Annotated in this window: 24 protein-coding genes; 11 read left to right on the top strand and 13 right to left on the bottom strand. The window is 71.5% G+C overall.

Annotated features, from left to right (window positions below; genetic code table 11):
* Positions 1 to 6 precede the first annotated feature (6 nt).
* Complete coding sequence (locus VJ976_RS09790; RefSeq protein ID WP_324100026.1) at positions 7 to 471, bottom strand: cupin domain-containing protein; 465 nt, start codon at positions 469 to 471, stop codon at positions 7 to 9.
* A 100-nt stretch (positions 472 to 571) separates the two neighbouring features.
* Here VJ976_RS09790 and VJ976_RS09785 point away from each other — a divergent pair, with 100 nt between their 5' ends.
* On the top strand, positions 572 to 1,120 hold the full coding sequence (locus VJ976_RS09785) for a 2'-5' RNA ligase family protein (RefSeq protein ID WP_324100025.1): 549 nt from the start codon (positions 572 to 574) through the stop codon (positions 1,118 to 1,120).
* Between the two features lie 10 nt (positions 1,121 to 1,130).
* On the opposite strand, the gene VJ976_RS09780 is transcribed toward VJ976_RS09785, so the two are convergent.
* On the bottom strand, positions 1,131 to 2,309 hold the full coding sequence (locus VJ976_RS09780) for a mannose-1-phosphate guanylyltransferase (protein ID WP_324100024.1): 1,179 nt from the start codon (positions 2,307 to 2,309) through the stop codon (positions 1,131 to 1,133).
* 116 nt (positions 2,310 to 2,425) lie between these two features.
* Between VJ976_RS09780 and VJ976_RS09775 the strand changes: the two genes are divergently transcribed.
* From VJ976_RS09775 to VJ976_RS09755, 5 genes are all read left to right on the top strand, one after another.
* On the top strand, positions 2,426 to 3,478 hold the full coding sequence (locus VJ976_RS09775) for a quinone-dependent dihydroorotate dehydrogenase (protein WP_324100023.1): 1,053 nt from the start codon (positions 2,426 to 2,428) through the stop codon (positions 3,476 to 3,478).
* A gap of 96 nt (positions 3,479 to 3,574) precedes the next feature.
* Complete coding sequence (locus VJ976_RS09770) at positions 3,575 to 5,182, top strand: Na+/H+ antiporter NhaC family protein (protein WP_324100022.1); 1,608 nt, start codon at positions 3,575 to 3,577, stop codon at positions 5,180 to 5,182.
* 23 nt (positions 5,183 to 5,205) lie between these two features.
* Positions 5,206 to 6,789 carry an acyl-CoA mutase large subunit family protein gene (locus VJ976_RS09765; protein WP_324100021.1) on the top strand — a complete coding sequence of 528 codons (1,584 nt, stop codon included), beginning with the start codon at positions 5,206 to 5,208 and terminating at the stop codon, positions 6,787 to 6,789.
* Between the two features lie 179 nt (positions 6,790 to 6,968).
* Entirely contained in the window at positions 6,969 to 8,135 is a 1,167-nt protein-coding gene (locus tag VJ976_RS09760) for an amidohydrolase (protein WP_324100020.1), read from the top strand.
* Positions 8,136 to 8,181: 46 nt separating this feature from the next.
* Entirely contained in the window at positions 8,182 to 8,607 is a 426-nt protein-coding gene (locus VJ976_RS09755; protein WP_324100019.1) for a cytidine deaminase, read from the top strand.
* Positions 8,608 to 8,655: 48 nt separating this feature from the next.
* On the opposite strand, the gene VJ976_RS09750 is transcribed toward VJ976_RS09755, so the two are convergent.
* On the bottom strand, positions 8,656 to 9,324 hold the full coding sequence (locus VJ976_RS09750) for a hypothetical protein (RefSeq protein WP_324100018.1): 669 nt from the start codon (positions 9,322 to 9,324) through the stop codon (positions 8,656 to 8,658).
* A gap of 81 nt (positions 9,325 to 9,405) precedes the next feature.
* Here VJ976_RS09750 and VJ976_RS09745 point away from each other — a divergent pair, with 81 nt between their 5' ends.
* The gene (locus VJ976_RS09745; RefSeq protein ID WP_324100017.1) at positions 9,406 to 10,710 is read left to right on the top strand and encodes a thymidine phosphorylase; all 1,305 of its coding nucleotides are present in this window, start codon (positions 9,406 to 9,408) and stop codon (positions 10,708 to 10,710) included.
* Positions 10,711 to 10,730: 20 nt separating this feature from the next.
* Here VJ976_RS09745 and deoC read toward each other — a convergent pair whose 3' ends face one another.
* Positions 10,731 to 11,525 (bottom strand): deoxyribose-phosphate aldolase, encoded by a 795-nt coding sequence (deoC, locus tag VJ976_RS09740; RefSeq protein WP_324100016.1) that lies wholly within the window; start codon positions 11,523 to 11,525, stop codon positions 10,731 to 10,733.
* 23 nt (positions 11,526 to 11,548) lie between these two features.
* Here deoC and VJ976_RS09735 point away from each other — a divergent pair, with 23 nt between their 5' ends.
* Positions 11,549 to 11,899 carry a cupin domain-containing protein gene (locus VJ976_RS09735; protein ID WP_324100015.1) on the top strand — a complete coding sequence of 117 codons (351 nt, stop codon included), beginning with the start codon at positions 11,549 to 11,551 and terminating at the stop codon, positions 11,897 to 11,899.
* Positions 11,889 to 13,016: an adenosine deaminase gene (locus VJ976_RS09730; protein WP_324100014.1), complete on the top strand. Its 1,128-nt coding sequence runs from the start codon at positions 11,889 to 11,891 to the stop codon at positions 13,014 to 13,016. Before VJ976_RS09735 ends, VJ976_RS09730 begins: the two co-directional genes overlap by 11 nt.
* Here VJ976_RS09730 and VJ976_RS09725 read toward each other — a convergent pair.
* Entirely contained in the window at positions 12,970 to 13,884 is a 915-nt protein-coding gene (locus tag VJ976_RS09725) for an RDD family protein (protein ID WP_324100013.1), read from the bottom strand. The two genes, VJ976_RS09730 and VJ976_RS09725, sit on opposite strands and share 47 nt — an antisense overlap.
* Before the next feature lie 62 nt (positions 13,885 to 13,946).
* On the opposite strand from VJ976_RS09725, the gene VJ976_RS09720 reads away from it, so the two are divergent.
* On the top strand, positions 13,947 to 14,942 hold the full coding sequence (locus VJ976_RS09720; protein WP_324100012.1) for a stage II sporulation protein M: 996 nt from the start codon (positions 13,947 to 13,949) through the stop codon (positions 14,940 to 14,942).
* A 57-nt stretch (positions 14,943 to 14,999) separates the two neighbouring features.
* Here the strand turns inward: VJ976_RS09720 and VJ976_RS09715 are convergent, their stop codons facing one another.
* The 6 genes from VJ976_RS09715 to VJ976_RS09690 are packed head-to-tail and all read right to left on the bottom strand — an operon-like array spanning position 15,000 to position 21,694.
* On the bottom strand, positions 15,000 to 16,556 hold the full coding sequence (locus tag VJ976_RS09715) for an MFS transporter (protein ID WP_324100011.1): 1,557 nt from the start codon (positions 16,554 to 16,556) through the stop codon (positions 15,000 to 15,002).
* Positions 16,557 to 16,563: 7 nt separating this feature from the next.
* Positions 16,564 to 17,898 carry a DUF58 domain-containing protein gene (locus tag VJ976_RS09710; RefSeq protein ID WP_324100010.1) on the bottom strand — a complete coding sequence of 445 codons (1,335 nt, stop codon included), beginning with the start codon at positions 17,896 to 17,898 and terminating at the stop codon, positions 16,564 to 16,566.
* Positions 17,899 to 17,905: 7 nt separating this feature from the next.
* Positions 17,906 to 18,922, bottom strand: a complete 1,017-nt coding sequence (locus VJ976_RS09705; RefSeq protein ID WP_324100009.1) for a MoxR family ATPase — start codon at positions 18,920 to 18,922, stop codon at positions 17,906 to 17,908.
* Positions 18,919 to 20,157 (bottom strand): DUF4350 domain-containing protein, encoded by a 1,239-nt coding sequence (locus VJ976_RS09700; RefSeq protein ID WP_324100008.1) that lies wholly within the window; start codon positions 20,155 to 20,157, stop codon positions 18,919 to 18,921. Before VJ976_RS09700 ends, VJ976_RS09705 begins: the two co-directional genes overlap by 4 nt.
* The gene (locus VJ976_RS09695) at positions 20,154 to 20,783 is read right to left on the bottom strand and encodes a DUF4129 domain-containing protein (protein ID WP_324100007.1); all 630 of its coding nucleotides are present in this window, start codon (positions 20,781 to 20,783) and stop codon (positions 20,154 to 20,156) included. Before VJ976_RS09695 ends, VJ976_RS09700 begins: the two co-directional genes overlap by 4 nt.
* Positions 20,780 to 21,694, bottom strand: coding sequence for a glycerophosphoryl diester phosphodiesterase membrane domain-containing protein (locus VJ976_RS09690; RefSeq protein WP_324100006.1), 915 nt, complete (start codon positions 21,692 to 21,694; stop codon positions 20,780 to 20,782). The genes VJ976_RS09695 and VJ976_RS09690 overlap by 4 nt, the downstream gene beginning before the upstream one ends.
* Positions 21,695 to 22,053: 359 nt before the next feature.
* On the opposite strand from VJ976_RS09690, the gene VJ976_RS09685 reads away from it, so the two are divergent.
* Positions 22,054 to 22,692 (top strand): hypothetical protein, encoded by a 639-nt coding sequence (locus tag VJ976_RS09685; protein WP_324100005.1) that lies wholly within the window; start codon positions 22,054 to 22,056, stop codon positions 22,690 to 22,692.
* A gap of 10 nt (positions 22,693 to 22,702) precedes the next feature.
* Here the strand turns inward: VJ976_RS09685 and VJ976_RS09680 are convergent, their stop codons facing one another.
* Both VJ976_RS09680 and VJ976_RS09675 read right to left on the bottom strand, forming a co-directional pair.
* On the bottom strand, positions 22,703 to 24,421 hold the full coding sequence (locus VJ976_RS09680; protein ID WP_324100004.1) for a phospho-sugar mutase: 1,719 nt from the start codon (positions 24,419 to 24,421) through the stop codon (positions 22,703 to 22,705).
* Complete coding sequence (locus VJ976_RS09675) at positions 24,421 to 25,257, bottom strand: purine-nucleoside phosphorylase (RefSeq protein WP_324100003.1); 837 nt, start codon at positions 25,255 to 25,257, stop codon at positions 24,421 to 24,423. Before VJ976_RS09675 ends, VJ976_RS09680 begins: the two co-directional genes overlap by 1 nt.
* Positions 25,258 to 25,260: the final 3 nt, after the last annotated feature.

The following is a 25,260-nucleotide window of genomic DNA, read 5'->3' as shown; positions in this document are numbered from 1 at the left end:
AGTGTCTCAGTCGACGACCACGGTGTTCTCCACCTGGTTCGAGCCCAGGTTGACCACGAGCAACCGGGCTGGGGTCTCGCCCGAGCTCGTGCCGTTGTGGACCACCCCGACCGCCTCCATGATGGTCTCGCCCTCGGTGTAGGTCCGCGTGCCGTCGCCGCCGTAGTCGACGCTCACCTCACCCTCCAGGACCCAAGCCAGCATCGGCGCTTCGTGCGTGTGCGGTCCCGTCCGTTCACCGGGCTCGAGGGTGAGCAGGCTCGCGCTCACCTCCGGCCGGCCTCGAGGGTAGGTCAGCGGCTGGTCCAGGACGGTCTCGGACTCCGCGTCCAGGAGTACCTCGAGCGGCTCCTCGGTGACCGGCACCACCACCTCGTCCTCGTCGCCCTCCTGCCCCTGCGCCCCGCATCCCGCCAGCACCACCGCGACCATGACGGTGGCGAGCGTGGTCACCCCTGCTGGTTCTCCCATCCGTTCACTGTGACATCCGGCGCGAGCAACCGCACGCAGCCTGGGAGCCGGATGACCGGCGTGGGAGACGCCGGGGTGCCACGCGGTAGGGTCACCGGCTGTGAGGAACCCCTGGTCCGTCGGTGTGGTGTCCGTCGGTGTGGTGCTGGTGATCCCGGACCCGGTCGGCCCCGAGGTCACGCGAATCCGGGCCGCGCTGGGGGACCCGCGCGCCGAGGGCATGCCGGCCCACATCACCCTGCTCCCGCCGACGGATGTCGACACCGAGCGGTTGGACGACCTCCGCGCGCATCTGGCACGTGTGGGCCAAGGCCACGCCGCGATGCGGATCAGCCTCGCCGGGACTCAGACGTTCCGGCCGGTCTCGGACGTGGTCTACCTGGCCTTGGGCGAGGGGGTGCAGGCTTGTCACGACCTGGGCCGGGCCGTCTGCCGAGGTCCGGTGCCCACCCCCTCGCCCTTCCCGTTCCACCCCCACGTCACCCTGGCCCACGACCTCCAGCCGACGAGGCTGGATGCCGTCCAGGAGGAGTACGCCACGTTCACGGCTGAGTTCTGCCTCAGCGAGATGTGCCTGTACCGCTGGGAGGAGTCCGGGGGCTGGCAGGTCGACTCGCGCCACCCGCTCGCCGGTGTCCTGGCCTCCTGAGCGACCGCGCTCAGAGCACCTCGCCGTGCCCGTTCGTGGCCAGGCTGTCCACGACCTTCTTGACGTCCTGCACGTGCGCGCGGGTGGTCACCAGCACCGCGTCGCCGGTGTCCACCACGACGACGTCCGTCATCCCCAGGGTCACGACCGGACGACCACCGGAGGCGATGACCAGCCCCGAGGTGTCCGAGGCGGTCACGAGGGACTCCGCGCCCCCCACGCGCAGCAGCGGATGGTCCGCGGCGACGGGCAGGTGCGCACCCAGGGCAGCGAAGTCTCCGATGTCGTCCCAGGCGAAGTCGGCCTCCACCACGGCCACGCGCCCGTCCCGGGCCGCGGGTTCGGCGACGGCGGTGTCGATGGCCGCTTCCGCTATGGACGGCCACAGCCGGTCGATGTCCTGCGGACGGGCCACGACGCTGCGCAGGCTCGCGGCCAGCTGCGGCTGCCACTGCTCGATCATGGACATCAGCACCCGGGCCCGGACCACGAACATGCCGGCGTTCCACAGGTCCCCCTGCTCCACGTAGCGGGCGGCCGCCTCGGCATCCGGCTTCTCCACGAAGGCCGAGACCGCGCGGGTGGCGGGGCCGCCGGCGACGGGTCGGGGGTAGGCGGGGCCAGGCCGGATGTAGCCGAAGCCGGTGGCCGGCCGCGTGGGCCGCACCCCCAGGGTCACGAGCATGCCCTCACGGGCCACCTGTACCGCACGGACGACGGCGGCCTCGAAACGAGCGTGGTCGCTGACGACGTGGTCGGCGGCGAACGAGCCGAGGACCGCCTGGGGCTGGTGGTGCTCGAGCCAGGCGGCGGCCCAGCCGATCGCCGGCAGGGAGTCGCGGGGGGCGGGCTCGAGGAGAAGCTGGTCCGCGCCCACTCCGGGCAGAGCCTCTCGCACCGCAGCGGCGTGGTCGGTGCCGGTGACCACCTTCAGGCGCTCTCCGCACAGCGGGCGCAGCCGCCTGACGGTGTCCGCGAGCAGCGAGGACCCGTGGCCGGTGACGTCGAGCAGGAACTTCGGGTGCTGCCGGCGGGACAACGGCCAGAGCCGCGTCCCGGATCCACCGGCCGGCACCACCGCCCAGAAGTCGCTCACGCCGTCTTGACCCGAGCCGGTGGCGGCCCCCGGCAGAGGTGGCGTCTTCTCCTCGGTGTCGGGCCGGTTGGCATCCCCTGCGTCCTCGCCCATCGGCCCGAGTGTAGGTGGCGCAACCGGCACCCCCAGCCCTCACATCGTCTTCGGGCCGCGAACTGCGGGCTGGAGGTCCTGGGTCGAGGCTGGGGGTGGCGAACTAGGGTGGAGGTGTGCGGGCAGGGATGGGTCGACGCGCGGTCGACGCCGGGTATACGCGGCTGGCCCGACCGGTGCTCTTCCGGCTGGATGCCGAGCGAGCCCATCACCTGGCCATGACCGCCGCCCAGGCTCTGGCGGCCCGGAAGATCTCCCAGGGCGCGTTGGCCCGGCTGACGCAGATGGCCCCGGTCGCGCCGGCGCGCGCGGTCGAGGTGTGCGGGATCTCCTTCCCACACCGGCTGGGACTGGCTGCCGGGATGGACAAGAACGGGGTCGCGGTGCCGACGTGGTCCGCCCTGGGCTTCGGGCACGTCGAGGTCGGCACGGTCACCGCCCGTCCGCAGCCGGGCAACCCGCGGCCCCGGCTAGTGCGGTTGCCGCGTAGCCAGGCCCTCGTCAACGCCATGGGCTTCAACAACGACGGCGCGTCGTCGTTGGCCGCTCACCTGCGAGAGCACCGCGAGCGCGGCCTGGTCGACATCCCGGTGGGGGTGTCCATCGGCAAGGGGAAGCAGACGCCGGTGGAGCAGGCCACCGCGGACTACCTGCGGTGCCTCGAGGCCGTGCGCGACGTCGCCGACTACATCGCGGTGAACGTCTCCAGCCCGAACACTCCCGGTCTGCGCTCGTTGCAGGATGCGGATCCACTCCGGGAGCTGCTCGCCGAGGTGGTGCGGTCCGCCGCCGGTCTGCCCGTGCTGGTGAAGGTGGCACCGGATCTCAGCCTTCCCGCCGTGGATGAGGCGCTGCAGGTCGCCACGGACGCCGGGGTGTCAGGGATCATCGCGGGCAACACGACCCTGAAGCGCGACCATGTCGACCTCGTCGAGCAGCATCTCGCCCCCGCCGCCGGAGGCCTGTCGGGCCGCCCGCTGACCGAGCGGTCCCGTCAGATGGTCGAGCACATCACGGCAGTCAGCGACTTCCCGGTGATCGGCGTCGGGGGCATCATGACGGTCGACGACGCCCGAGCCATGCTGGACGCCGGCGCCACGCTGGTGCAGGTCTACACCGGGCTGGTCTACGGGGGGCCTGCTCTCGTGCGGCGCCTCCGCCAGCTGTAGGCATCCAAGACGAGCCGGCCGGATGCGCAGGCATCCGTTGTCGGCGCTGCTGGCAGCCTTTAGTCTGGGACGCCTCGACTCGAGAAGGGCGTTGCCATGGAAGGCACATTCGTCAGCATTCTGCCGCCGGTCTTGGCGATCGTTCTGGTCATCGCGACCAAGCGCGTCGTGCTCAGCCTGGGAGCCGGCGTCCTCGCCTCTGCGCTGATCATCTCCGACTGGAACCCCCTGCAGGCGCTGTCCGAGGTCTGGACCGCCTTCGTGGAGATCTTCTGGGTCGAGGGTGCCGTCAACACGAGCTACGTCTACATCCTGATCTTCACGCTCACCCTGGGCATGATCACCGCGCTGATCCTCATGGCCGGAGGCAGCACGGCCTTCTCGGACTGGGCGGTCGAACGCATCCGCACCCGCCGGGGGGCCCAGTTCCTGGGAGCCGTGCTCGGCGTGGTCATCTTCATCGACGACTACTTCAACGCCCTCGCCGTCGGCCAGGTGGCGCGGCCGGTCACGGACCGGCACCGGGTGGCACGGGCCAAGCTCGCCTACCTGATCGACTCCACCTCCGCGCCGGTCGCGGTGCTCGCCCCCTTCTCCAGCTGGGGCGCCTACATCATCGGGGTCATGGCTCCGATGGTGGCTGCCTCGGCGCTGACGATCAGCGAGTTCGAGGCCTTCCTGACCGCGGCCACCATGAACTACTACGCCATCGCGGCCATCATGACGGTCTTCCTCGTGGTCTCCTTGCAGATCGACCTCGGCCCGATGCGCAAGGAGGAGCGCAGGGCCATCGCCGAGGGCAAGACCTTCGACGACAGCCTCGACATCCCCGGCGAGCTCGACGAGGACCTTCCGGTGCACAAGCCGGGCGCCAAGCGCGCCCTCATCGTGCCGTTCCTGGCGCTCGTGGTCGGGGTGATCGGTGGCATCGTCTGGACCGGGTACTCCGGCGCCGACGAGCCGAGCTGGGCGCCGCTGGACGTCATGGCCAACACCAGCGTGACCGAGGCCCTGATCTACGGCGCGGTCCTCGGGTTCGCGGCGGCCTTCTACTACTACATGCGCTACACGCTGAACAACCCCAAGTTCGGCGCGGCCACCCTCGGCAGGGGCCTGGTGGAGGGCATCAAGTCGATGCTGCCCGCGGTCTACATCCTGCTGCTGGCGTGGATGCTCGGCTCGCTCATCTCGGCCCTGGGCACCGGTGACTACCTCGGTGGCCTCGTGGAGAGCGCGAACATGGACCCGCAGTGGCTGGTGCCGGTCATGTTCATCCTCGCCGGTGCGATGGCGTTCTCCACCGGCACCTCGTGGGGCTCGTTCGGCATCCTGCTGCCCATCGCCGGGGACATCATGAACTCCATCAACGAGCCCGACCTGCTGCTGCCCGCCTTCGGTGCGGTGCTGGCCGGCGCGGTCTTCGGTGACCACTGCTCGCCGATCTCGGACACCACGATCCTGTCCTCGACCGGTGCCAGCTGTAACGTCATCGTGCACGTCATCACCCAGCTGCCCTACGCCCTCACCGGCGCGTTCGCGGCCGTGCTCGGCTACGTCGCCTTGGCGTTGACCGGCAGTGGCCTGGTCGGCCTGGGAGCGGTGATCGTGGTGCTGGTGGTCTTGGCCGTGGTGGCGAAGATGACCATCCCGCGGCTGGACACCGAGGTCGAGCCCAAGGCGGGCGCCAGTGCCAGCAGCGGCTGAGGGCCCGCCGGTAGCCTGAGCCGATGAGCACCCTGTACAGCGAGTCCGGCCTGCCCTTGGAGCCGGTGTACGGTCCGGAGGCGCTGTCCGGCTTCGACCCGGAGGAGCGGCTCGGCGAGCCCGGAAGCTACCCGTTCACGCGCGGGGTCTACCCCTCGATGTACACCGGCCGACCGTGGACGATGCGGCAGTACGCCGGCTTCGGCACCGCCCGCGCGTCCAACGACCGCTACCACGAGCTGGTCGCCGCCGGCACGGGCGGGCTGTCCGTGGCCTTCGACCTGCCCACGCAGATGGGCTACGACAGCGACCACCCGCTGGCCAGCGGCGAGGTGGGCAAGGTCGGAGTCGCCATCGACTCGGTCGAGGACATGCGCGTGCTCACCCAGGGGCTGCCGCTGGACGAGGTGTCCACCTCGATGACCATCAACGCGCCCGCCTCCACGTTGCTGCTGATGTACCAGCTGGCCGCCGAGCACGAGGGCATCTCGCCGGGGAAGCTGACCGGGACGGTGCAGAACGATGTGCTCAAGGAGTACATCGCCCGAGGCACCTACATCTACCCCCCGGCTCAGTCACTGCGACTGGTCAGCGACACGTTCGCCTACTGCGCCGCGCACCTGCCGCGGTGGAACACGATCTCGATCTCGGGCTACCACATGGCCGAGGCGGGAGCGACACCCGCGCAAGAGGTCGCCTTCACCCTCGCCAACGCACAGCAGTACGTCCAAGCCGCGCTCGACGCCGGTCTGGCGGTCGACGACTTCGCACCCCGGCTGTCCTTCTTCTTCGTCGCCCGGACCACGCTGCTGGAGGAGGTCGCCAAGTTCCGGGCGGCCCGGCGGATCTGGGCCCGGACGATGCGGGAGCAGTTCGGCGCCCGCAACCCCAAGTCGATGATGCTGCGCTTCCACACCCAGACGGCCGGCGTGCAGCTCACCGCCCAGCAGCCCGAGGTCAACCTGGTGCGGGTCGCCCTGCAGGGCCTGGGAGCGGTTCTGGGAGGGACGCAGTCGCTGCACACCAACTCCTTCGACGAGGCCATCGCGCTGCCCACCACCAAGGCGGCTCGGCTCGCGCTGCGGACCCAGCAGGTGATCGCCCACGAGACGGACGTCACGAAGTCGGTGGATCCCTTCGCGGGCTCCTACCTGATGGAGTCCATGACCGACGACCTCGAGGAGGCCGTACTCGAGCTGATGCAGGCGGTCGCCGACCGCGGCGGGGCGGTACGGGCCATCGAGGAAGGGTTCCAGAAGAGCGAGATCGAGGCCGCCGCCTACCGCGGCGCGCTGGCGATCGACTCGGGGGAGCGGGTGGTCGTCGGGCTGAACCGCTTCGCCAGCGACAGTGAGGAGCCGTACGAGCCGTTGACGGTCGACCCGATGATCGAGGCCGAGCAGTGCCGGCGTCTGGAGCAGCTGCGCGACGCGCGGGACGCCACGGCCGTGACCGACGCCCTCGCTCGGATGCAACAGGCCGCCACCGGCACCGACAACGTGCTGCAGCCCATGCACGAGGCATTGCGGGCCCGAGCCACCGGCGGTGAGGTCGCCGACGCGCTGCGTGAGGTGTGGGGCCAGCACGTGCCGGTGGAGACTTTCTGAGCCACTCCAAGCAACGCGGCCCACTACGGCGGGTAGGCCGGTGGCGCAGGACGGTGAGTCGGCGAGGGCATTCAGCGAGGGTATGGTGAGGTGCTGACCAGCCCCCCGAGACGAAGAGCGAGCTACCGAGTTTTCTTGTGACTGCCGAACCCAGTGCTGCCATCCGGTCTGCCGACACGATGATCGCGCGGGCCTGCGCCGCCATCGACACCATGGAGGACACCCTTCTCGAGCATCGCCGGGAGGTGCACCGTTTCCCCGAGGTGTCGTGGCAGGAGCACCGGACCACAGCGCTGGTCATGACGGCCCTGTCCGACACGGCAGCCGATGTGCGAGCCCTGCCCGGCTCCGGAGCGATCGCTGACCTGGGGGCGAGCGACCCGTCCCGCCGGGTCGCGTTGCGGGCCGACCTGGACGCCCTGCCCGTCGAGGAGAACACGGGCCTGGAGTGGTCCTCGCGTCACCCCGGGGTCGCGCATGCCTGCGGCCACGATCTGCACACGGTCGGAGTCCTTGGCGCAGGGCTCGCGCTGGCCCAGATGCACGACGAGCTGGTCGAACGGGACCTGGCGGTGCGGCTGCTCTTCCAGCCGGCGGAGGAGTCCATGCCCGGAGGCGCGCACGCGCTGATCGAGGCCGGGGCCTTGGAGGGTGTCGACCAGCTCTACGCGGTGCACTCCGACCCCTCCCTGGACCTGGGCCAGGTCGGTCTGAAGGCGGGGCCGATCACCGCCGCTTCCGATGCCGTCCGGGTGACCCTGTCCGGACGGGGCGGGCACACCTCGCGCCCCCACCTGACGGCCGACCTCACCTTCGCGCTGGGCAAGGTCATCACCGAGGTGCCCGCCATCCTGTCGCGGCGGCTGGACCCGCGCTCGGGCACGGCCCTGGTGTGGGGGTCGGTGCGCGCCGGCTCGGCGGCGAACGTCATCCCGGCCTCGGGGGAGTGCATCGGCACCCTGCGCATGCTGGACTCGCACACCTGGGACACCACCGGCGCCCTGGTCGAGGAGATCGTGCACGCCGTGGTGCGTCCGTACGACGTGCACGCCACCGTGAGCCACGTCCGGGGTGTTCCCCCGGTGAACAACGACAACGTCGCCACGTCGCTGTTCGCCGGAGCCGCGCGGGCGGTCCTCGGCGTGGACGCCGTGGTGCCGACCCAGCAGTCCCTCGGCGGGGAGGACCTCGGGTGGTACCTCATGCAGGTGCCCGGGGCCATGGCCCGCCTGGGCACGCGCATACCCGGTGGGACGACCTACGAGCTGCACCAGGGCGACCTCATCGTGGACGAGCGGGCGGTCATCCACGCCGCCAAGCTGCTGGCCGCGGTGGCGCTGGCCTGACCGGGCCTGCGCGGCGGGCCCCGGGCCGGGTACCCTGCTGGGCACTATGGACGACTCCGAGGCCCAGCCCGACTGGGACATGCTGCGCGAGGCCGCCGTCGCCGCCATGCGCACCGCCTACGCTCCTTACTCCCGCTTTCCGGTCGGTGTGGCCGGGCTCGTCGACGACGGGCGAGTGGTCAGCGGCTGCAACGTCGAGAACGCCAGCTACGGCCTCTCCCTGTGCGCCGAGTGCGGCATGGTCAGCTCGCTGGTGGCCGGGGGTGGCGGCCGGCTGGGTGCCGTGCTGTGTGTCGACGGTGATGGCGAGGTCCTGATGCCGTGCGGCCGCTGCCGCCAGCTCCTCAGCGAGCACGCGGGCCCCGACTGCCAGGTGATGACCCCACTCGGAGCCCGTCCGATGAGCGAGGTGCTGCCGCAGGCTTTCGGCACCGCCGACCTCGACCGTCATGAGGCTCGATCACCTCAGTAGAGAGCCTGCGCTGTGACCGGGCTCGCCTCGGCTGCTTGGTGGTGCGGCCTACGGTCGCGGCCGGAGCAGCACCTGCGGTGGCATGCCGTGGGCGAGCAGAGCCTCGGCGTGCTGGGGGGAGGCCGGCAGGAACATCACGGTGCCTGAGATGCCGGCGACCGAACGGTGCAGGGAGGCGCACGTGCCGGCGTCGATCACCATCCGGCCGCGCTCGGCGGAGAGGTTCTCCCGCCCCTCGTCGTCGGGGCTTGCGTCGCCCGCCGGGGACGTCCCGCCGGCGGCACTGACCGCTCCGGCGTCCAGGGGGTCGAGGTTCATCGCCGCTGCCAGCTGGTCCATGATGCTGCGGTCCTCGGGGTCCCCCCGCTCGGGGGTGCCGAAGGTGATGTCGTCCCCCGTGACCGAGTAGGGCTGCACGGCCAGAGCCGCACGGTGCTCGTCCGTCATCGTGGTGTAGGCGATGGCGTGTGAGCCGTCGGGAAGACTCACCTGGGCGGCCACCGCAAGCATCTGGGGAGCCATGCCGACCGCCACCGTAGCGGCACAGGCCATCGTCGCCTCCAGACGCGGTGTGCTGACGGCGGCCACGACGCGGTCATCACGCAGGACGACCAGGGTCGGGAACATCGTGCTCTCGCCGTCCGCACGCGAGAGGGAGCGACGCTTGAGCTCCGCCACAGGTGGCACGATGAGGGCCATGGACTCGGCGAGTTTCACGCCGCTCACGATGTCACACGGACCCGAGCGGTCAGTCACACCGACCCTGAGCGGGCAGTCACACCGACCCCGGAGGACACCATGAGTGAAGAGTTCGACGCCGTGGACGTCATCGCCACCAAGCGCGACGGCCACGAGCTCAGCACCGAGGCCATCAGCTGGGTCATCGACGCCTACACGCGCGAGATGGTGGCCGAGGAGCAGATGTCGGCTCTGGCCATGGCCATCCTGCTCAACGGGATGAACCGGCGGGAGACGGCCGACTGGACCGCGGCGATGATCGCCTCGGGTGAGCGCCTGGACTTCACCGGGCTCTCTCGGCCGACCGCCGACAAGCACAGCACCGGCGGCGTGGGCGACAAGATCACGCTGCCTCTCGCGCCCCTGGTCGCAGCCTGCGGCGTGGCGGTACCGATGCTGTCGGGGCGGGGACTGGGGCACACCGGGGGCACGCTGGACAAGCTCGAGGCCATCCCCGGCTGGCAGGCCGACCTGAGCACCGAGGCCATGCGGTCGCAGCTGGAGGAGGTGGGAGCGGTGGTGTGCGCGGCCGGGTCGGGCCTGGCTCCGGCCGACAAGCGGCTGTACGCCCTGCGCGACGTCACCGGGACGGTGCAGGCGATCCCGCTGATCGCCTCGTCCATCATGTCCAAGAAGATCGCCGAAGGCACCGGGACCCTGGTGCTGGACGTCAAGGTGGGCACGGGCGCGTTCATGAAGGACCTGGGCTCGGCCCGGGAGCTGGCCGAGCTCATGGTCGGTCTCGGCCAGGACGCGGGGGTGTCCACCACGGCCCTCCTGACCGACATGGAGGTGCCACTGGGCCGCAGCGCCGGCAACGGCCTCGAGGTGGCCGAGAGCCTGGAGGTGCTGGCCGGTGGCGGGCCGGATGACGTGGTCGAGCTGACCGTAGCGTTGGCCCGCGAGATGCTCGCCGGCGCAGGCGAGCAGTACGCCGACATCGACCCTACCGAGGTGCTCGCCGACGGACGCGCGATGGACGCGTGGCGTCGGATGATCGCGGCCCAGGGGGGAGACCCGGACGCGGATCTGCCGGCGGCGCGGGAGAGCCACGAGATCACCGCGTCGCACGGGGGAGTACTGGCTTCGCTGGACGCCTTCGCCGTCGGCGTCGCCGCGTGGCGGCTGGGCGCAGGACGCTCGCGCAAGGAGGAGGAGGTGCAGCCCGCGGCCGGGGTCACCATCCATGCCAAGCCGGGCGATGCCCTGCGGGCCGGCCAACCCGTGCTGACATTGCATACGGACACCCCCGACCGGATCGAGCGCGCGATGGCCGCCCTGGACGGCGCGTGGGAGATCGACTCCAGCGGTAGCGCTCGCGACCACCCCCGCGAGGTCATCCTCGACCGCGTGGCAGAGCCGTAGCCGGCAGGCTCAGCCTGGTGTCAGTAGGTGTCGCTCACGGGAGGCCGTGCGCCGCTGGGCAGGTCGAGGTCCGCCTCGGGGCTCGGCACCACCAGGGTGCCGCCCGCTTCCCGCACGCGTGCCTCGTGCAGGAGCGCTTCGGTGCTGGAGGTTCCCAGCCGGGTCACGCCCTCGGCCACCATGGCCAGGGCGGTGTCGATGTCCCGCACGCCGCCCGATGCCTTGACCTGGACCCCGGGAGAGCACTGTTCGCGCATCAGCCGCACGTCGGACAACGTCGCGCCGCCGCCGGCGAACCCGGTGCTGGTCTTGACGAAGTCTGCCCCTGCCGCCTCGCTGAGCCGGCAGGCCTGCTTCTTCTGCTCCTCCTCGAGCAGCACGGTCTCGAAGATGACCTTCACCAGCACACCGGCCTCATGTCCCACCTCGACCACCGCAGCGATGTCGTCCTGCACCTGCTCGTGCAGACCCCCGATGAGGGCACCGATGTGGAGCACCATGTCCAGCTCGGTCGCGCCGTCGGCCAGCGCCTGACGCGCCTCGGCCACCTTCGCCGCGGTGGAGGTCGTGCCGTGCGGGAACCCGATGACCGTGCACACGCGCGTGGGGGAGCCCTCCACGCCGGCGGCGGCCTCGACCGCCAGCGGCACGTCAGCAGGCCGCACACACACCGACCAGATCCGCTGCCCGGCGAGGTCGACGACGCTGGCTCGCACATCTTGGGGCGTCAGCTCGGGCTTGAGCAGCGCGTGGTCGATGAGGTCGGCGATGTCCTGGGTCGACAGGGAGGTTCCGGCGGAGATGCGGTCGGTCATGGGTGCCACCTTAGACTCCTGGGATGGCAGAGATCATGGCTCCGACGCCGTTCCCCCTCCCCGACGGCAAGTCGATCCACGAGTTCGTCGGACGCATCAGCTCCGGCCACGGGAACTTCTCCGTCGCCCACAACAAGGCCGAACCGGGCTGGAGCGAGCCGGGCCAGGCCCCGGACTTCGACGAGGTGACCTACGTCATCGCCGGGTCGGTCGAGATCCACCACTCCGATGGCTCGCTCACGATCTCGGCCGGCCAGGCAGCCATCTCCCGCTCCGGTCACTGGGTGCGCTACGCCGCCGGTGACGAAGGGGCGGAGTACCTGGCGGTCTGTGTCCCGGCCTTCGACCTCGAGGCGGCGCACCGTGACTCCTGAGGACCTGGGCGCGCTGCCGAAGGTGCTGCTCCACGACCATCTGGACGGAGGTCTGCGTCCGGAGACCATCCTCGACCTGGCGCGGGAGCAGGGTTACGCCGACCTCCCGTCCGACGACCCCGTTGACCTCGAGCGCTGGTTCCGTGACAGCGCCGACTCCGGCTCGCTGGAGCGCTACCTGGAGACGTTCGCCCATACCGTCGCCCTGATGCAGACTCCGGCCGCCCTTCACCGGGTGGCTCGCGAGTGTGTCCTGGACCTCGCCGAGGACGGCGTGGTCTACGCAGAGGTCCGCTACGCCCCGGAGCAGCATCTCCGCGGCGGGCTGGAGCTGGACGAGGTGGTCACGGCGGTGACCGAGGGCATCGAGGACGGCATGGCCGAGGCGAGCCGTCTGGGCTCCCCGATCGTGGTGCGCTCGTTGCTGGGGGCGATGCGGCACGCCGCGCGCTCCCGTGAGATCGCCCAGCTGACCGTGCGCCATCTGGAGCGTGGCGTCGCCGGGTTCGACATCGCCGGGGCCGAGGTCGGTTTCCCGCCCACCCGGCACCTCGACGCCTTCGAGTACCTGCAACGTCAGAACGCGCACTTCACCATCCACGCCGGCGAGGCGTTCGGTCTGCCGAGCATCTGGGAGGCGATCCAGTACTGCGGCTCCGAGCGGCTGGGACACGGCGTGCGCATCGTGGATGACCTCACCCTGCACGGTGATCCGGTCAGTCCGGCGGACACGCCGTACGGCTCCTGGGCCCACGACGACGTGCAGGCCGTCCGGCTCGGGCGCCTCGCCGCCTACATCCGTGACCGGCGCATCGCCTTGGAGATGTGCCCGAGCAGCAACCTCCAGACCGGCGCGGCAGACAGTGTCGCGATGCACCCGATCACCCTGCTCGCCCGCTTGCGTTTCCGGGTCACCCTCAACACCGACAACCGGCTGATGAGCGGGACGACCATGACCCGTGAGATGCAGCTGCTGGTGGCCGAGGCGGGCTGGGAGATCAGCGACCTGCGGCGGGTGACGATCGACGCGATGAAGTCGGCCTTCCTCCCCTATGACCAGCGGCGAGCCCTCATCGACCGGGTGATCCTGCCCGGGTACGCGCAGGCGCTGGACTGACGCCGTCGGGCTGGGAGGTGCCTGGCCTGGTGGCGTGCTGAACCCCGAGCCGGTCCGCCAGCGGGTCAGGACCGAGGACCCGGGATCGGACCTCGTCGTGCCGTCGTGCCTGGATGAGGTCGCGGCGCCGGCGCTCCGCGAGCACGGTGGCCATCACGGCCAACGGAGGGGCACCAGCCGGCGGGGGCGGCGAGACGTGGGCGACGACGTTGCTGAACAGCTGTTGCGTCACGGCAGCGTGGTGCGCGGGAGTCATGGTGGATGAGCGGCTCAACACCTGGCGCACGGCGACGGTCAGCGCGTCCGGCAGCCCGGCCATGTCGGCATGGCGCGCCCAGTCCTGCAGCAGCGGGTCACCCTCCGGCGCCGAGACGGCTTTCAGGCGGACCCGGTCGCGCACGACGTAGGTGCCGGCCAGATAGTCGCCGAGTCTCTTGCCACGGGCGTTGGAGATCGCAACAACCACCGCCAGGGCGCCCGCGGTCAGCCAGACTTCGACGAACATCAGCAGCGCCCGGATCACCGCGTGTCGCAGGCCGATCGGCCCGGCGTCGTCGCGGACCGTGCGCAGACCCAGCGCGATCTTGCCCACGGTGCGACCACGCAGCAGGGTCTCCTGAGCGACGGGCACCGCGACCACCGCCGCGACGAGCGCGAGGGTCACCAGGGCCTGCAGCAGTGCCTGGTCGGCGAACACCGCCGTCTGGGCCACCAGGAAGACGCCGGAGAACAGCACCGCGAGGATGACGGCCAGGTCGATCAGGGCCGAGCAGATGCGCAGCCCGATGCTGGCCGCCGGCAGATCGAGCTCCACCGCTTCCGGCATGACGAAGCCCGGGCTGTCCATGATCCCGGTGGGAGGCTTCACCGCCTCAGCGTACGTGCGCGACGCAGGGTCAGGGCAAGAGAGCTTCTCGCTAGACTTCGTCGGTGGACGTGGATGCGCTCATCGCCCGTCGCCGTGGGGCGTGGGAGCGGCTGGCGAGGTTGTCGAAGGCGCGGCGCCTCTCGGGGGCTGAGGTGGACGAGCTGCTGGATGAGTACGGGCGCACCGCCACGGACCTCTCCCTGGTGCGCTCGACCGCCCCCGACCCGGCGCTGGTCGGCTATCTGTCGGCGGTGCTGGCTCGCGCCCGCGTGAGGTCGAGCAGCTCCCGCACGCTCGGATGGTCGAGCCTGGCCGGCTTCTTCGTCGAGGTCTTTCCCGCCGCGCTCTACCGGATGCGGTGGTGGTGGGGGGTGACCGCCCTGATCAACGTGGTCCTCGGCCTGGCCCTCGGCGCATGGCTGGTGCAGAACCCGGTGGTGGAGAACACGTTGATCTCCACCGCCGAGATCCAACAGCTCGTGGACGCCGACTTCGAGAACTACTACTCCGAGAACCCGGCCAGCAGCTTCGCGGCTCAGGTATGGGTCAACAACGCCTGGGTAGCCGCTCAGTGCATCGCTCTGGGGGTGCTCGGGCTGCCGGTGCTCTACGTGCTGTGGCAGAACATCAGCAACGTCGCCGTCATCGCCTCACTCATGCACGCCGAGGGGCGCGGGTCGCTGTTCTGGGGTCTGATCACCCCGCACGGGCTGCTCGAGCTGACGGCGATCTTCGTCGCCGCCGGGGTCGGCCTGCGCCTGTTCTGGTCGTGGGTGGATCCGGGGCCGAGGACCCGGTGGTCCTCGCTGGCGCAGGAGGGACGGACCGCGGCCGGGGTGAGCATGGGTCTGGTCGTGGTCCTGCTCATCTCCGGTCTGATCGAGGCGTTCGTCACTCCCTCGCCGCTGCCCACCTGGGCACGGGTGGCGGTCGGGGTGGTCGCTCTCGCGCTGTTCCTGCTCTACGTCTTCACGCTCGGACGCTGGGCGGTGCGCGCCGGGCGGACCGGAGACGTGCAGGACTCGATGTTGCCGAGCGAGCGACCCAGCGCGTTCTGAGCGCGACGACGTCGTGTCGCTGCCGGCATCAGCGGAGCCGTTGCCGGCGCCCTCGCGCTACTCCTCCCCGACGGGTGGCCCGCATTCGACGCGCAGCGGTGGTGCGCCGACCGCGCAGTGGCTGGTCGGGCGCGGGTGCGACGGGACGGGCTCGGCAGGGGTCGCGTTGGACGCGGGGTCGTCGGCGGCCTCGCTGAGCGTCGTGGAGGAGATGGTCATGGCGGCGATCGCGCCACCGAGCAGCAGCACCGCCACGGCTGCCCACAGGGAGCGTTCGAAGCCGGCGTCGAAGACAGCCGGCCGGGTGTAGTCGTCACCCGAGATCCCGGCGACGGCGGGCAGGACGGCGATGGCGAGAAGGCCCGCGGCGCGGGCCACCGCGTTGTTGACGCCGGAGGCCAGCCCGGCGTGCGTTGCGGGTGCGGCGGCAAGGGCGGTCGCCGTGAGCGGTGCCACCATGATCGCCAGGCCCAGGCCGAAGACAGCCACCCCGGGCAGTACTTCGGTGAGATAGGCGGCCTGCGGGCCGATGCGCAGCATCAGCACCAGCCCCGCCGCACAGACCACGGGCCCCAGGCTCATCTGCCACCGTGGACCGATGCGGTAGGCCAGGGCGCCGGAGCGGGAGGACAGGGCCAGCATGACCAGCGTGATCGGCAGGATCGAGACCCCCGCTTGCACCGGCGAGAACCCCGCGACGACCTGCAGCTGGATCACCAGCAGGAAGAAGACGGCGCCGAAGCCCCCGTAGACGGCGAAGGTGACGAGGTTGGCCGCGGTGAACTGTGTGGATCGGAAGATCGACAGGGGCAGCATCGGTTTTCTGCTGGCCCCTTCGACGAGGACGAAGGCGACACCCGCGCCGAGACCCACGACGGCCGCGATGACCACGGGTGCGGCACCGGAGCCCTGCCCCGGCTGCTCGACCAGTGCGTAGGTCACCCCAGCCAGGGCGGCCACACCGAGCAGCGCACCCCAGACGTCCACGCCCGAGGACGGGGCCGAGGACCGGGACTCCGGCACGTGTCGCAGGGCTACGACGATGACCAGTGCGGCCAGCGGCACGTTGACCAGGAACACCCAGCGCCAGGAAACCTGCTCGACCAGCCATCCGCCGAGGAAGGGCCCGGCCGCGGTGGCGATGCCGCTGAGCCCCGACCAGGCCCCGATGGCACGGGTGCGGTCCTCGGGCACGAAGGACGCCTGGATGAGGGCCAGGCTGCCCGGGGTCAGCAACGCTGCCCCCACTCCTTGGACGGCGCGCGCGGCGATGAGGGTGCCGATGCCGGGAGCGAGCCCGCACAGCAGCGAGGCGGCCGCGAACCATACGACACCGGTGAGGAATATCCGCCGCCGGCCGAAACGGTCGGCGAGCGAGCCGCCGAGGAGGATGAAGGAGGCGAGCGTCAAGGTGTAGGCCGTCACCGTCCACTGCAACCCCGCGAAGCCGGCGTCCAGTGACTCGCCGACGGCCGGCAGCGCGACGTTGACCACGGTGGCGTCGATGCCGGCGAGTCCTGACCCGAGCACGGCGGCGAGCAGGATCCAGCGGCCCGACGCAGACCCGAACGTCACCGGCTCGGCGTCCCGCCGGACGGTCGGGTCCGAGGTCATCTGTCGATTAGAGCAAACCCCGAGCCTTGAGTGCGAGGTAATGGTCTGCCAACACCGCCGGAAGCCGGTCGGGGTCTTCGTCGAGGACCTGTACTCCCAGGCGTTCCATCGCCGCGGCCGTGCGGCGATGCAGCGACAGCGTGCGCTCCGCGGCCGCCGCCCCGTAGACCGCCGACAGCGAGGCCAGGTCACGCGCCATCCGCGGGAGCTCCGGGTCGGCGACGGAGGCCACGACGACCTGGTGGTGGGCCGTCAGGGAGCCCAGCACAGGAAGCAGCCCCTCCTCGAGGGCAGCCGGCTCCAGCGCCGTCAGCAGCACGACCAAGGCCCGGTGCCGGCTGCTGGCGTTCACCGCCCCGGCCAGCAGGGCCCAGTCCGCCTCGACCAGCACCGGGTCCAGCGGTGCCATCATCGTCACGATCGAGCTCAGCAGGGTCGGGCTTGCGGGGTCGGGCCGCACACGGCCGCGGATGCGCCGGTCCCCGGCGATCAGGTCGAGGCGGTCGCCGGCTCGTGAGGCCAACGCAGCGAGCAACAGTGAGGCGTCCATGGCCGCGTCCAGCCGCGGCTGGTCCCCGACCCGAGCTGCGCTGGTGCGAGAGGTGTCGAGCACGATGATCACGCGGCGGTCGCGTTCGGGCTGCCACGTCCGCACCACCACGGTCTGGCGTCGAGCGGTGGCGCGCCAGTCGATGCTGCGCACGTCGTCCCCGTCCACGTAGTCGCGCAGGGAGTCGAACTCGGTGCCCTGCCCGCGCGTGCGCACCGCCGAGCGACCGTCCAGCTGGCGCAACCGGGCCAACCGGCTGGGCAGATGCTTGCGGGAGTGGAAGGGCGGCAGCGCGCGGACCGATCCCGGCACCTCGCGGCTGCGCTGCCGGGCCGCCAGGCCCAGGGGCCCGTGGAGGCGGACGGTGACCCGGTCGGTCTCTCGGTCGCCCCGGCGAGTGGGCCGCAGCGGTGTGTGCACGCGACGACGCTCCCCTCCCGGTAGGTAGAGCCGATGCCGGTTGGAGGTCGCCCCGGCCGACGGCACCCATGCGTCACGCAGGACACCGCGCACGCGGCGCCGGGTGGGGTTGGAGACCAGCAGTGAGGTCTGTGTGCTCTCACCGAGGCGCACCGACAGCATGACCTTCCCGTCGCCGTGGCGCACCGCACTGTCGCCGAGCAGCTCGCGCTCCACGCGGACCGTGGAGGTGGCAGGCGTCAGCAGCAGGTCGGCGCCGATCACCACAGCGACGGTCAGCAACCACCACCACACGGTGGCAGCGCCGGGCCAGATCGCGACCGGAACGATGCCGAGCAGCACCGCGACCGCGCTGAGCGGGCGGATCACCATCGGCAGCTCAGCGTGGCACCGGCACGGAGCTCATCGCGCTTTCCAGCACCGAGCGCACAGAGACGCCCTCGAGCTCGGCCTCCGGCCGCATCGAGAGCCGGTGGGTGAGGGTGCCCGGCGCGAGGGCCTTCACGTCGTCCGGCGTGACGAAGTCGCGGCCGTTCAGCCACGCCCATGCACGTGAGGTGGCGAGCAGGGCGGTGGCGCCGCGGGGGCTCACCCCGAGCTGCAGCGAGGGTGAGGAGCGGGTGGCCCGGGCGATGTCGACGATGTAGCCGGTCACCTCCGGGGATACCTCGACGTCGCCTACCGCCCTCGATCCGGCTGCCAGATCCTCGGGCCCCGCTACCGGGCGGACCCCCGCCCGTGCCAGGTCACGAGGGTCGAAACCGTCGGCGTGGCGCGTGAGGACCTCCACCTCGTCGGCGCGGGGCGGCAACGGCAACACCACCTTGAGCAGGAAACGGTCGAGCTGCGCCTCGGGCAGCGGGTAGGTGCCCTCGTACTCGACCGGGTTCTGGGTGGCCGCCACCAGGAACGGGTCGGCCAGGCGGCGCGCGGTCCCGTCCACCGTGACCTGCCGTTCCTCCATGGCCTCCAGCAGGGCTGACTGGGTCTTCGGTGGGGTGCGGTTGATCTCGTCGGCGAGCAACAGGTTGGTGAACACCGGACCGGGCCGGAACTCGAAGTCGCTGGCGCGGGAGCTGTACACCAGCGAGCCCGTGACGTCGCCGGGCATGAGGTCGGGGGTGAACTGCACGCGGGAGGTGTCGATGTTCAGCGCCGTGGCGAAGCTGCGCACCATCAGGGTCTTGGCTACGCCCGGCACCCCTTCGAGCAGGATGTGACCGCGGGCCAGCAGCGCGACGATCAGTCCCGTCACGGCGGCGTCCTGACCCACCACCGCCTTGCCCACCTCGACCTTCACCCGGTGCAGCGCCTCGCGAGCGGACTCGGGGCGGGCGGGCCCGGAGGGGCCGGAGCCTGCGCTGCCCTGCGTGGTGGTGCCGTCGTCGGTGCTCATCTCGCGCCCAACCCTTCCTCCAGGGACCGCACCTCGCGCGCGGTCCGCACCAGTGTGTCGTCGTCGTCGGCCGTCGGGTCCAGCAGCAAGCGGCGGACCTCGTGCTGGCTGCGACCGGACACCGAGCTGACCTCGGCCACGACGTCGTCCTCCGAGGCGGTCCCGGCCGGTAGCCCCAGTCGGCGGGTCAGCCGCTGCCGGGCGGACAGCTGCAGCGAGGCGAGCGCGCGGCGACGGTCTTGCGCCTCCTGGTACAGCCGTCCCCGGCTGGTGGTGGTCTCGATCGCACGGACGACCACGGGCAGCGACTCGGTGCTGACCGGCCCGAGGCGACGTCCGCGCACCAGCGACCAGACCACGAGAGCGACCACGATGACGACCATGCTCGGCAGGAGCGGGTCGGGCAGGACGTCGAAGAGGCCCTGAGGGGGTATCTCGCCCGCGTCGGCGACGGTCGGGATGACCCAGACCAGTCGACCGGACTGCCCGAGCAGACGCAGCCCCGTAGCCGCGTTGGCGTCGGCGGCGATGTGCTCGTTGGTCAGGGCGCTACCCAGCCCGGCGACGACGATGCGAGGGCTGTCCGGGGTGGCTGCGAACTCCACCAGGTGGCCTTCGCGCGCCCCTCCGGCGTTGAATCCCGGCGAGGGCGGCAGACAGGTGACCGCTTCGTCCCTCGGTACATCCTCATCGACGCGCAGACGTCGGTCTGCTCGGCTCACCCGTTCGTCGGCGTTCCACAGGCCGAGGTCGCACTCCGGCGACATGGAGGTGGTCGTGAGCCGGTCGGTGACCTCCACCCCGATCTCCAGGGTGCCGCGGAGGTTGTCGGCGGGGGACAGCACGACCAGTGAGGACGCTGGCCGGGCATACGCCAACACCTCCTCCCCTGAGTCCGCGGAGAGCAGCCCGGTGCCGGCCACCAGGACCGTGGCCCCGGCCGCCGACCCCTCCGGCAGGTTGTCGACGCCGCGGACCACGTCCACCTGCACACCCCGCTGGTCCAGCACGCGCGCCAGCGCCTGCATCCCCTCACCCTCGGGGTTGTCCGGGTCCAGCGGGCGGGTGCTGGACCCGGACTGCCCCACGAGAACCGTCATGACCGCGCTCAACCCCAGCACGACCAGCCCCCAGGTGACCCAGCGGGGGGCGCGCCGAGGTCGACCGCCCGCGTCGCCGCCCGCGGCACCGTGGGCCTCGCGCCCGGCCGGGGCAGACGTGCGGGGCGCGCTCACGACGCCGACCCGGCGCGTGCCGGACGAGCCTGCATCACGGTGGCGTCCAGCTCACGCACCGCCACAGCCTCCGCGGGGGAACAGGACCTGCCTCCGTAGCGCACCCGGTCGAACCCTTCCGCCGCCTGGAGCAGGGAAAGCCGGTGGTCGGGGAACACCCGGCCCAGATGCAGGGCCACCTCGTGGGCGGTGCGGGTCGGGGCGTCGTCGAGCAAGGTCCGTTCGCCGGCCGCGGTCGTCAGCGCGCGGTAGGAGTCCAGGAGCACGGTGTCCCAGTCGCCCCTCTCGGCGGCGCGGGCTGCGCGCTGCCGGTAGTCGCGGCCGCTCAGATGGGTCTCCTCCAACACCGCTCCCGGACTCTGGGGGCCCAGGGCCGAGGAGCGCAGCCGACCCCGCATCGCGAGGACGCAGGCTGCCACGGCGATCACGACGACGGCGCCGATGAGGATCGAAGCGAGCCCGCCGGAACCCGGAAGCACCTGCAGCAGACGGTCGAGCTGCTCGAGGAGCCACGACAGGAGGCGGTCGAGCAGGTCCTCCGGCCGGTTGTACTCGGGACGGGACAGCTCCTCGGTGAGCAGGCGACGGCTCTCCTGCTCACCCGGCTGCGAGGGGTCTGAGGTCACCGGCGATGACGTCGTGCGGTCCGCGTCGAGGCGGCTTGCTGCATGGCGATGTCCAGGCCCTCGCGTCGCATCCGCTGGTCGAGGTAGAGCAGCGCGGTGACCCCGGCGGTGAAGGGAGTGACCACGACGCCCACGGCGAACTGGGCCAGGTGCTGGCCGAAGACCATCACCGTCAGCAGGCTCGACTCGTCGGTGAAGATCGTGGCACCGCCGAAGCTGATCAGCGCCTGCAAGGGGGTGGACACGACGGATCCCACGATGCCGGCGAGGAGCTGGGCGAGCACTGTGATGCCCAGCAGCCGCCAGAACTGCCTGCCCCGGCTCAGAGCCCAGGACCGGGTGATCCCGCGCAACGGTCCGACTCGCTCGAGCACGATCGGGGCCGGGGTCAGGATGAGCCGGACGGCGAGCCAGAGCATGGCCACGAAGGAGACGATGAAGGCAAGGACGGCGATGACCACCACCGCGGTCTCGCCGACCGCGATCGCAGCGATGAGGGCGCCGGCTCCCGCCACCAGAGGCGCGCTCACCAGCACACTGGTCAGCAGGGTGCCGGCGATCAGCGGCAGGAGCCGAGCGCGCACCTGGGTCCACGTCTGACCGAGCCCGACCTTGTCGCCCAGTGCCGCTTCGCTGACCACGTAGAGGACGAAGCCGGTGAGCAACACGGTGGCCACGGCGGCCACGAGAGAGGGGATGAGCACTCCGATGAAGCCGGCGAGCTCACCGCCGATCCCCGGAACCAGCTGCACACCGTAGGAGAGCACCAGAGAGGGCAGCAGGAAGGCAGCGAGCACCACCACGGCCATGCCCATGGTGGCCTCCGGATTGCGCCGGATGGTGTTGACAGCTCCACCGAAGATGTCGCCGAGGCTGAGCGGTCGCAAGGGCACGACTCCCGGCTGGTACATGCGCGCAGCCTCCTCCGGCGCGACCTGCTGCCAGGAGGGCGGCTGACCAGGAGGGTGCCCCGGGCCGGGCTGGCCGGAGCCGCCCGCGGCCGCCGGCGAGGGAGTGGAACCGGGTGGCGGCGCCGCTGGTGGTTCCGAGCCTGGGGCGGGACCCGCGGGCCAGGATGCTTCCGGCTTCGGCGAGGACCCTGGCGGGTCGGACGTGGGCGGTTGCCAGGCCGGCGTCGGCGCACCGCGACTCTCGCTCATGCTCCTCACCCCCGGTGCGTCTGTGGCCATGGACGATACCCGGGCCGGGGGCGGGCGGACGAACCCCGGGTCCCTGCCGCCCCGTGCGAGGTGGCCCTAGACTCGCTGGAGTGAGCACGCCCGGCGGGGCCGCGCAGGCGGCGGGGGACGATGCGCAGACGGCGCTCCTGGGCGTCTACCGCACCCTTCCCGCCCGTCTCCTGGGGTGGACGGTGGTGTCCACCGCTTCGTTGGTGGGCTTCGTCGTGGTGCGTGGCGAGCTCTCGCTCGGCCGCAACGTGCTTTTTCCGGTGGCCGTCGTGCTCTTCGTCATCGCACTCGTCTGGGTGCTGCTGCTCCGCCCCCGGGTGGAGCTGCGTGCCGACTCGGTCACCCAACGCAACATCCTGCGGGACGTCGTCGTGCCGTTCGAGCGTCTGGCCGCGGTCGGTTCCCGGTGGGCGTTGGAGCTGACCGACACCACCGGGCGTACCTACAGCTCGTGGGCCGTGCCCAAGCAGCGCGAGTTCTCCGCTCGGCGGGCCTTCGACGACTTCGCCGAGACCACCTCGCGGGCCAGAGCCCGCCCGGGGACGACCGCGCAGGTCGTGGCCGGGGACACCGAGCGGGCCTTCCAGCGCTGGCAGATGGGTGGCGGAGCCCCGCAGCCGCAGGCGCGGGCCGACCTGCAGTGGGCCCCAGCCGCGGTCGTGCCGCTGGCCGCCTCCACCGCCCTGCTGGCGCTGGCGATCGCGGCTGAGAGCGCGTGACCACGGGTGCTCAGCCCACGGAGGTGAGCTCGTGCATCGTGTCCACCACGGCGTCCAGGCGCCGACGCGCCTGCGCCCTGGCGTCGGGCAGCTCGTCGGGCGAGCTGAGCCCCACGATCGCCTCGACATACACCTTGAGCTTGGGTTCAGTGCCGCTGGGACGCACGATCACCCGGGTGTCGTCCTGGAGGTAGAAGCGCAGACCCGGGGTGCCGGGGAGGTCGTCGTCGGGGTCCTGGAGGTCCTCGACCGAGCGCACCGGTACCCCGCCGATCCGCTCGGGTGGGGCATCGATCAGCCGCTGCAGGATCGCAGCGATCTGGGAGACGTCCGAGACGCGAACCGAGAAGGCGTCGGTCGCGTGGACACCGTGTGCGCACGCGAGCTCGTCGAGCAGGTCGTCGACGGTGCGGCTCTCGGCGCGCAGGCCCGCCAGCAGCTCGGCCATGAGCAACGCGGCGCTCACGCCGTCCTTGTCGGGCACCCGGGCCGGGTCGACGCAGTAGCCGAGGGCCTCCTCGTAGCCGAACGCCAGACCGGGCACGCGCCCGATCCACTTGAACCCGGTGAGCGTCTCCATCGCGGGGAGTCCGGCCCGGTTGGCCATCGCCCCCAGCAGCCGTGACGACACGATCGAGCGGGCCAGGACCGTGCGCTCGCCTTCGGGGTCGATGCCCCGCTGGATGAGGTGCTGACCCAGCAGAGCGCCGACCTCGTCGCCTCGCAGCATGCGCCACCCCTGCGCGTGGGGGACCGCCACGGCGCAGCGGTCGGCGTCCGGGTCGTTGGCGATGACGGCATCGGGGTGGGTGGTTCCGGCGAGGCGGAAGGCGGCGTCCATGGCCCCGGCCTCCTCCGGGTTGGGAAAGGTGACGGTGCTGAACGCGGGGTCGGGCTCCTGCTGCTCCTCGACCGGGACGGGCGCCGCGAAACCCGCACGCTCGAAGGCACTGCGGATGACCTCGGCGCCCACCCCGTGGAGGGCCGTATGCACCAGTGAGATCTCACGGCTGGTGTGCGGGTCGACCACGGCGACGACACTGTCGAGGTATGCCTCCAGCACCTCCTCGCCGAGCCGGGTCCAGCCCTCGTCGGAGCGGGGGACGTCGCGGACACGCTCGACCCGCTCCAGGTGGGCGGCGATCCTCTCGTCGGCCGGGGGCACGATCTGGGACCCGTCGCCGAGGTAGACCTTGTAGCCGTTGTCGTTCGCCGGGTTGTGGCTGGCCGTGACCATCACTCCGGCATCGGCGCCCAGGTGCCCGATGGCGAAGGCCAACACGGGCGTGGGCAGCGGGCGCGGCAGCAGCATCGCCGTTCCTCCGGCCCCCGTCACGACCGCGGCCGTGTCGGCGGCGAAGGTCTCCGAGTTCGTGCGCGCGTCGAAGCCGATGACGACCCGCGGGGCCGCGGTCCGCCGCTCCTGCTGTAGGTAGGCGGTGAGCCCGGCGGCGGCCCGGATGACCACCGCCCGGTTCATCCGGGCGGGCCCAGCGCCCAGGGCCCCGCGTAGCCCGGCCGTGCCGAAGGCGAGCGGGCCCGAGAAACGGTCGGCGAGCTCGGTGTATGCGGCATCGGGGTCGGCCTCGCCGGAGTCGCCGGCGGGCGGGGAGCCGCGGTCGACGCGGGCCAGCAGCTCCTCCAGCTCGGCGCGAGTGGTCTCGTCCGGGTCGTCGTCCCGCCACGCCCGGGCGCGGGCGAGCATCTCCTCGCTCCCGTGGCCCGACATCAGATGCGCTCCACGATGCGGGCCAGCAGCTGGCTGCACCGCCCGGAGGCTGCCTTGCCGGCCTCGGTGACCTCCTCGTGCGACAGCGGCTGCGCACTGATCCCGGCCGCCAGGTTGGTGACCAGAGAGACCGCGAGGACCTCCATGCCGGCCTGCCGGGCAGCGATGGCCTCCAACGCCGTCGACATCCCGATGAGGTCGGCTCCCATGGTGCGGGCCATGGCCACCTCGGCTGGGGTCTCGTAGTGCGGGCCGCGGAACTGGGCGTAGACGCCCTCGTCCAGGCTCGGGTCCACCTCGCGGGCCAGGCCGCGCAGCCGTGGGCTGTAGAGGTCCGTCAGGTCCACGAAGTTCGCGCCCTCGATCGGTGAGGTGCCGGTGAGGTTGAGATGGTCACGGATGAGCACTGGTGTCCCGGGGTCCCAGTCGGTACGCACTCCACCGCAGCCGTTGGTGAAGACGACCGCGCGGCAGCCGGCCGCCGCCGCGGTCCGTACCCCGTGGACCACCGCTCGTACTCCGCGGCCCTCGTAGAAGTGAGTCCGCGTGCCGAAGACCAGGGCCCGCACGTCGCTGTCGCCGATCGCCACCGAAGAGATGGTGCCCCGGTGTCCGGCCACCGCGACGGCGCCGAAGCCGGGCACGTCGGTGTTCTCCACCGTGCCGACCGTCTCACCGATGAGATCGGCGGCGCCGGCCCATCCGCTGCCCAGAACGAGCGCGATGTCGTGGCGCGGCGTGCCGGTGCCGTCCGCGATGGCGGTGGCCGCCTGGGCGGCGACCTCGTTCGGGTCCGTGGTCGGATCGTCCAGGTGCAGTGTGCTGTCGTCGCTCATCGG

Source organism: Ornithinimicrobium sp. (assembly GCF_035267225.1).
GTDB lineage: Bacteria > Actinomycetota > Actinomycetes > Actinomycetales > Dermatophilaceae > Ornithinicoccus.
This window is presented reverse-complemented; position numbering and strand designations above follow the sequence as displayed.